Origin of the sequence: Streptomyces hokutonensis, assembly GCF_000376565.1 — a bacterium.
GTDB lineage: Bacteria > Actinomycetota > Actinomycetes > Streptomycetales > Streptomycetaceae > Streptomyces > Streptomyces hokutonensis.
In genome coordinates this window covers 176,586-184,063 of record NZ_BARG01000046.1, presented here as the reverse complement: position 1 = coordinate 184,063, position 7,478 = coordinate 176,586, and the positions used below count along the sequence as shown (strand labels likewise).

The 7,478-nt window shown below is 71.3% G+C and carries 4 protein-coding genes; 1 reads left to right on the top strand and 3 read right to left on the bottom strand.

Annotated elements, in window-relative coordinates; all coding sequences use genetic code 11:
- Positions 1–359: 359 nt before the first annotated feature.
- A complete protein-coding gene (locus SSP08S_RS28770; protein WP_019071106.1) occupies positions 360–2,318 on the bottom strand; it encodes an APC family permease in 1,959 nt (652 codons plus the stop codon).
- Between the two features lie 304 nt (positions 2,319–2,622).
- Positions 2,623–4,197 carry a Na+/H+ antiporter gene (locus tag SSP08S_RS28765; protein ID WP_026178911.1) on the bottom strand — a complete coding sequence of 525 codons (1,575 nt, stop codon included), beginning with the start codon at positions 4,195–4,197 and terminating at the stop codon, positions 2,623–2,625.
- A 182-nt stretch (positions 4,198–4,379) separates the two neighbouring features.
- On the opposite strand from SSP08S_RS28765, the gene SSP08S_RS28760 reads away from it, so the two are divergent.
- Positions 4,380–6,893, top strand: a complete 2,514-nt coding sequence (locus SSP08S_RS28760; protein ID WP_019071104.1) for an ATP-binding protein — start codon at positions 4,380–4,382, stop codon at positions 6,891–6,893.
- On the opposite strand, the gene SSP08S_RS28755 is transcribed toward SSP08S_RS28760, so the two are convergent.
- On the bottom strand, positions 6,871–7,371 hold the full coding sequence (locus SSP08S_RS28755) for a hypothetical protein (protein ID WP_019071103.1): 501 nt from the start codon (positions 7,369–7,371) through the stop codon (positions 6,871–6,873). The two genes, SSP08S_RS28760 and SSP08S_RS28755, sit on opposite strands and share 23 nt — an antisense overlap.
- Positions 7,372–7,478 lie beyond the last annotated feature (107 nt).

Below are 7,478 nucleotides of genomic sequence, written 5' to 3'. Positions count from 1 at the left end.
CCCACGGCGGCTCTGATCCGCTCGGTCGAGGTGCTGGCAGCGGCCCCGGTCTGCTCAGCTGGTGTGCACGCGCGGGCGCCGGTCGCGGTTCTCCTGCGGTGGCGGCGGCCGGGCCCGTCCCGAAGGGTCGGCGAGCGTGCCGGCAGTGGCCCCGGTCCGCTCGGCGGGTGTTCCGATGGTGACCCTGGTCCGCTCGGCGGGTGTTCCGATGGTGACCCTGGTCCGCTCGGCGGGTGTTCCGACGGCGACCCTGGTCCGCTCTGCCGACGCACGGGCAGCGGCCCTGGCCCACTCAGCCGACGTACCGACCGCGGTCCCGGTCCGCTCAGCCGGTGCGCCGACCGCGACCTCCCGTCCGCTCAGCCCGTGTGCACGCGTGGGCGCCTCGCGCGGTCCGGTTCCGCCTCGCGGAGGACCTCACGGGTGACCGGGGCGACCTCGCCCTGGCCGAAGAGGAAGAAGCGGAGGAAGTTGGCGAAGGGATTGCCCTCGGTCCACTCGAAGTACATGTGCGGGATGCGGCCGGTGGTGTCGCGGACGTGGAGCATCAGCGCGGCCAGCGCGTTCGGGATCGACGAGGACTCCAGGGTCAGCACCCGGTAGCGGCCGTGCAGCACCTCGCCGCGCACGGTCAGGCCCGCCTCGAACTCGGAGGCGTCGAGGACGGTCACCTCCACGAACACGAAGTCCTCGCCGGGGATGTCGTTGTCGGCGCGGATCTGCTCGATCTTCTCCCGGTACTCGGCCTTGTCCCGGCGGTCGGGCTCGTTGGCCACGAAGCGGATCTTCCGGCTGGCCATGTCCCGGATGAATCGTTCCGCCATGTCGTCCAACTGCACGCTCGTCACGCGCAGTTCGAAGGCGCGGGCCAGCCGGGACAGCAGGGAGACCAGGATGATGCCGGCGATGAAGCAGGCGCCGATCTTCACACCGTCGGGGCGCTCGATGACGTTCACGACGGTGACGTAGAGGAGGACCGCCGAGACGATCCCGAAGGCGATGGTCCAGTTGCGCTGGCGGGCGCGGCGGGCGGAGATGGTCACCGCGATCGCCGCCGAGGACATCAGGACCAGGACGCCGGTGGCGTAGGCGCCGCCCTGCGCGTCGACGCTGGCGTCGAAGATCCACGTGACCAGGAACGCGATCAGCGTGAAGACGATCACCATCGGGCGGACCGCGCGGGCCCAGTGCGGAGCCATGCCGTAGCGGGGCAGATAGCGCGGCATCAGGTTGAGCAGGCCGGCCATCGCGGAGGCGCCGGCGAACCACAGGATGGCGATGGTCGAGAGGTCGTAGACCGTGCCGAAGGCGTTGCCCAGGTACTCGTGCGCGAGATAGGCGAGCGCGCGGCCGTTGGCCTGGCCGCCCGTCTTGAACTCCTTCTCCGGGATCAGCACGGTGGTGATGAAGCTGGTGGCGATCAGGAACACGCTCATGATGAGCGCGGCGGTCGTCAGCAGCTTCTTGGTGTCCCGGATACGGCCCTTGGGGTTGTCGTGGGTGTCGTCCGGGTCGCCCTCGACGTGCGGCATGACGGCCACGCCCGTCTCGAAGCCGGACAGGCCCAGCGCCAGCTTGGGGAAGACCAGCAGGGACACGCCGACCATGGCGAAGACGTTGCCGTGCTCGGTGGTGAGGGCGCTCGTCCAGTCGGTGACCACATGGGCCTCGGTGAGGACGTGCCACATGCCGACGACCACGACCACCACGTTGAGGCTCAGGTAGATCGCCACCAGGTAGAGGGCGACACCGATCGCCTCCAGGAAGCCCTTGAGGAACACCGCGCCGAGCAGGGCGACCAGGACGAGCGTGATCAGCATCTGCTTGTCGTGCAGGGTGCTGGTCAGGTGCGGGTTCTCCACGAGGTGGGTGGAGGCGTCCGCCGCCGACAGGGTGATGGTGATCAGGAAGTCGGTCGCGGCGAAGCCGAGCAGGGTGAGGACGAACAGCTTGCCCTTCCAGAACGACAGCAGCCGCTCCAGCATCGCGATGGAGCCCTCGCCGTGCGGGCTCTCCTCCGCCACCCGCCGGTACACGGGCAGGGCGCCGGCGAGCGTCACGATCACGAGCACGATCGTCGCGACCGGCGACAGCAGTCCGGCCGCCAGGGCCGCGATGCCGGGCTGGTAGCCGAGGGTGGAGAAGTAGTCGACACCGGTCAGGCACATCACCCGCCACCAGCGCTGGCCCGTGTGGGCCTCCTGTTCGGGTTCCGGCACGGACTGCGGCACCTGCTGGCCGCCGCCCTTGCCCATGTCCGCCAGGCCCTCCAGCATCCAGGCGCGCAGGCGACTGGGAGGGTGTTCGGTCGTGGTCATGGGCGTGCTCCTGGGGTGCGGGTCAGCGTGCGGTTTCTGGCCATCACGCGGACGGCGGCACCAGCGTAAGCGGAGAGTGACGCGTGGGCCCACGGATGCGGGGGCCGTGGGCGTCAATCTTCCGTTAAGACTGGCCGGGTGGGCGGAAGGAGCCCATCAGGAAGGGGTGGCCGGGAGTGGTTCGGGGTGCGTTGGGCTGTATGGGGGGTGTGGGGAGGGCCGTACCGCATGGTGGACACCGAGCGTGACGACGGGGCGAGCGCGCATGCCGAAGAAAGCCGCCGCCCGCCCCCGTACCGCCGCCTCACACGTCCGCCAGCCTCGCCTCCTCCAGGTCCAGCGACCGCTGCAACCGTCTGCGGGTCGTGTCGCTGATGGCGTGGTCGTCGTAGAGACGCTGGAGTTCTACGGCCTCCACGGCGATCAGGTCGCGGCGGAGCTGGCGGTAGACCAGGTCGGCGGACTCCGTGGGGGACGGGTGGCCGTTGGGCTCGGCGAGGCGGTCGCGGGCGTCGTCGAGACGGGCGTTGAGGCCACGGCGGAGCCGGTCGAGGACGACGTCCGGTACGGCTTCCAGCTCGGCGAGTTCGTCGAGACGGCGGATGCCCGCGTCGGCCAACTTGCAGCGGGCGGACGCCTCTTCGCGTTCCGTGTGGTCGGGTTCCAGCGCGATGCCGGAGCGGCGGACGACGGGCGCGAGCGTGAAGCCCTGCACGACCAGGGTGACCACGACGACCGAGGTGGTGAGGACGAGGACCAGGGGCCGGTCGGTCAGCGCGGCGCCGCCGCTGGTGACCTCCGGGATCGACAGGGCCGCCGCCAGCGGGAGGACACCCCGGGTACCCGCCCACGTCAGCACCATCGGCACCCGCCAATTCACCCTGTGCGTCCCCGACTTGCGCTGCACCACCGCCGACAGCGGCGCCAGCCACAGCAGTCGTACGGCGATCAGGGTGCCCGCCACCGCGAGCGCGTACAGCGGCCAGGCCCGGTCGCCGTCGGACAGCGCCCGCACCTGCGTGGGCAGCGCCAGTCCGATCAGCGAGAACACCACGCTCTCCAGCAGGAACACCAACGTGCCGTAGACGGCGTGCAGTTGGAGCCGTATGCGGGCGTTGGTGAGCCGGTCGCCGCGACCGCCGAGGACCACGCCCGCCACCACCACCGAGGTCACGCCGGAGGTGTTCGCGCCCTCCGCCAGTACGTAGGCCGCGTACGGCGTGACCAGGGCGATCACCGTCTCCAGGACCGGGTCCTCGGTGTGCCGCCGGATCAGTGTCACAGCGTGGGCGACGGCCGCCCCGATGACCGTGCCGCCACCCGCGAGCACGATGAACTCCCCGCCCGCGGCACCCCAGTTCGCCGCCGCCGAAGCAACCGCGATGCTCACCGCGACCCGGAACAGGACCAGCGAGGTCGCGTCGTTGAACAGGGACTCCGCCTGGACGAGCATCTGGACCCGGGGCGGCAGCGCGAGCCGCCGGCCCAGCGCGGTGACGGCGACCGGGTCGGTGCTGGCCAGGACCGCGCCCAGCACGAACGCCATCTGCCAGGACAGCGGGGTCACCGTGGACGCCACCCAGCCCACCGCCGCCGCAGAGGCGAGGACCAGGCCTATCGCGAGGATCCCGACCGGCTTCCACACGGCCTTCAGCTCACGCCACGACAGGTCCTCGGCGCTGGCGTAGAGCAACGGCGGAAGCACCACCAGGCCGATCACGTCCGGGCTGATCCCGATGGCAGGGCTGCCCGGCAGCAGGGCCACGGCGAGACCGGCGACCACGAGGAGAGAGGGGGCGGGGATCCGCCAGCGGCGGGCGAAGGTCGCGACCAGCGTGGCCAGCACCACGAGAGCGAGAACCGTACCGACGCCGCGCATGCCGTCCCCCTGGGTCTTGGACGAGCCCATGCGGACTCCCCGCCGACCAGACTTCCCGGCACACCGCGCACACCCTAACCCGGCCGGACGCCGTCAAGACAGTGTCAACGTCCTCGCGGGCGGCGCCAGAGACGCGTCAAGACGTCGGCCCGAGGGCCTGCCGGGCGCTTCTCTTGAAGGCGATGAACGACGTACTGCGACGCGGACGGCTGAAGGTCTACCTCGGGGCGGCCCCGGGCGTCGGCAAGACCTACCGCATGCTCGACGAGGCGCGGCGCCGGGCCGCCCGGGGCGCCGACGTGGTGGTCGGCTTCGCCGAGTGCCACGGGCGCCCCCTCACCGAGGCGATGCTCGACGGCCTGGAGGTCGTCGAGCGGGCCCAATGCGCCTACCGGGGCGGGGAGTTCGAAGAGATGGACCTCGGTGCGGTCCTCCTCCGACGCCCGGAGGTGGCCGTCGTCGACGAGTTCGCCCACAGCAACGTCCCCGGCGGTGGGCGCAACGCCAAGCGCTGGCAGGACATCGACGAACTCCTCACCGCCGGCATCGACGTCGTCACCGCCGTCAACGTGCAGCATCTCGCCTCCCTCAAGGACGTCGTCGAGAAGATCACTGGGGTGCCGCAGCACGAGACGGTGCCCGACGACGTCGTACGTCGGGCCCGGCAGATCGAGTTGATCGACATGCCGCCCGAGGGACTGCGGCGGCGCATGGCGCACGGCAACATCTACGCGCCCGAGAAGATCGACGCGGCCCTCGCCAACTACTTCCGGCCCGGAAACCTCACCGCACTACGGCAGTTGGCGCTGCTGTGGGTCGCCGACCGGGTCGACGAGGCCCTGCACACCTACCGCGCCGAGCACGCGATCGGCGGGGTGTGGGAGACGAGGGAACGGGTGGTCGTGGCGCTGACCGGCGGCCCCGAGGGCGACACGCTCATCCGGCGGGCCGCCCGCATCGCCGACCGGTCCGCGGGCGGCGATCTGCTCGCCGTGCACGTGGCCCGCAGCGACGGACTCGCCGCCGGGGTGTCCCACGCCTCCCTCGCCCGGCAGCGCAGGCTCGTCGAGGACCTCGGCGGCAGCTACCACTCGGTGGTCGGCGACGGAGTCGCCACCGCCCTGGTCGAGTTCGCCCGCACCGAGAACGCCACCCAACTCGTCCTCGGCACCAGCCGCAGGGGCCGGTTGGAGCGGTTTCTGACCGGACCCGGCACGGGCGAGACGGTCACTGAGCTGTCGGGAGACATCGACGTCCATCGAGTCACACACGAGCGCGCCGGGCGCGGCACTCTGCTGCCCTCCCGCCGCCGTACCCTCTCGACCGCACGGCTGATCGCCGGTCCCGTGGCGGGACTTGTACTGCCGGTGCTGCTCACCGTCTGCCTCGCGCAGGTGCGCGGCACGGTCAACCTCACCAGCGAGGCCCTGCTGTTCCTGCTCGCCGTGGTCGGGGTCGCCTGCATAGGGGGAGTCACCTCGGCGGTGATCGCGTCGGTGACGGCCTCGCTGCTGCTCAACTACTGGTTCATCCCGCCCATCGGCCAGTTCACGCTGGACGACCCCAACGCCCTGTTGGCGCTGGGGGTGTTCACGGTCGTGGCGGCGACCGTGGCCGCCGTCGTCGACCGTTCGCTACGACTGTCCAGGCGCTCGGCGCGTGCCACCGCCGAGGCGGAGACGATGTCGTCCCTCGCGGGCAGCATCGTGCGCGGTGGTCAGACGATCCCGGCGTTGCTGGAACGTACCCGCGAGACCTTCGGGACCGACTCGGCGGAACTCGTCGACGAGCCACCGGACCACGAGATCGGCGGGGGCGTCACCATCGTCCCGGCAGGCCCCGGCGCCTACCTGGTGCTGCGCGGACGCACCCTGTCCTCCTCCGAACGCCGGGTGCTGGCCGCCTTCGCCGCCCACGTCGGCTCCGCGGTCGAACGGGCCCAACTCGCCGAAGCGGCGGCCGAGATAGAGCCGGTGAAGGCGGCCGACCGGTTGCGGACGGCGCTGCTGAGGGCCGTAGGACACGATCTGCGGACTCCGCTCGCGGCGGGCTGGGCGGCCGTCACCTCGTTGCGGGGGCGGGATGTGGAGTTCTCGGCGGAGGACCGGGACGAACTCCTCGCCACTGCCGACGAGTCGATGGCCAAGCTCAACCGACTGCTGGAAAATCTCCTCGACTTGAGCCGCCTCGAGGCGGGCGTCCTGCCGTTGAACCTGCGGGCCACGAGCCTGGAGGAGGTGCTGCCGATGGCGCTCGCGGACGTGGCCGACGTGGACCTGCGGGACGTGGAGTCGATTCCGCCGGTGCTTGTCGATCCGCCCCTGCTGGAGCGGGTGATCGCCAACCTGGCCGGCAACGCGGCCCGGCACACCCCGCCCGGGCGCCGGGTGTTGGTGACTGCCAGTGCGCTGGGCGGGCGGGTGGAGTTGCGGGTCGTGGACCGGGGGCCCGGGCTCCCAAGTACCGGTCGTGAGCGGCTCTTTGAGCCGTTCCAACGGCTCGGTGACACGGACAACACCACTGGGCTCGGGCTGGGGCTGGCCCTCGCGCGCGGTCTCACCGAGGCGATGAACGGGACACTCGCCCCCGAGGACACACCGGGCGGCGGACTGACCATGGTCGTGTCTCTGCCGCTGGCCGAAGGGGTGAGCCAGTCGGATCCGAGCCTTGTGGTCACTCCAGACCGGACACCCTGAACACGGTCTCCGCGGTCTCGCGCTCGACGCGTTCCGCGATCCGGCGCAGTGCGGTCGCTCCGCAGGTGAGCGAGCCGGAGGCAAGGGACTTGTGCGAGTCCTCCGCCAACCTGTGCCACACGTCAGGGTTGTTGACCAGCACATCGGGATCGATCTCGACCCGGCCGCCGAACTCGTCCCGCAGCAGCAGCCGTTGAGCGACCCCGTCCAGACAGCGCACCGACACCAGCCGGTCCGTGCGGACGCGTCGCTCGCGCAGCAGCCCGCGTGCGGACAGCCAGCCCTCGCCCGCCCGGACCCGGGCCGGGTACAGCACCACGAAGAGCAGCAGCGCCACGGCGAACCAGAGCGCGGCGCGCCAGAGCGTGAGCCGACCGCTGAAGTGGTCGACGGCGAGCAGGAGTCCGAGGAGCGCGCCCGCGCACCGGAATGTGCCGCGCAGGTCGCGTGCCCATCGTCGGTCCTCCACCGGTGCCATGGGGGTGACGGTAGGGAATACCGGCGCACGGAACCCGGGCCTTGACGGGACTCTGACGGGCGGCCGGTGGTTCTTGACGCCCTCGCAGCGGTCTCGCGGAGGGCGGG

Bases quoted from the DNA above. Each gene is read 5' to 3' on its own strand.
- SSP08S_RS28760 (WP_019071104.1), top strand. From the start codon at position 4,380: ATGAACGACGTACTGCGACGCGGACGGCTGAAGGTCTACCTCGGGGCG.
- SSP08S_RS28770 (WP_019071106.1), bottom strand. From the start codon at position 2,318: ATGACCACGACCGAACACCCTCCCAGTCGCCTGCGCGCCTGGATGCTG.
- SSP08S_RS28755 (WP_019071103.1), bottom strand. From the start codon at position 7,371: ATGGCACCGGTGGAGGACCGACGATGGGCACGCGACCTGCGCGGCACA.
- SSP08S_RS28765 (WP_026178911.1), bottom strand. From the start codon at position 4,197: ATGCGCGGCGTCGGTACGGTTCTCGCTCTCGTGGTGCTGGCCACGCTG.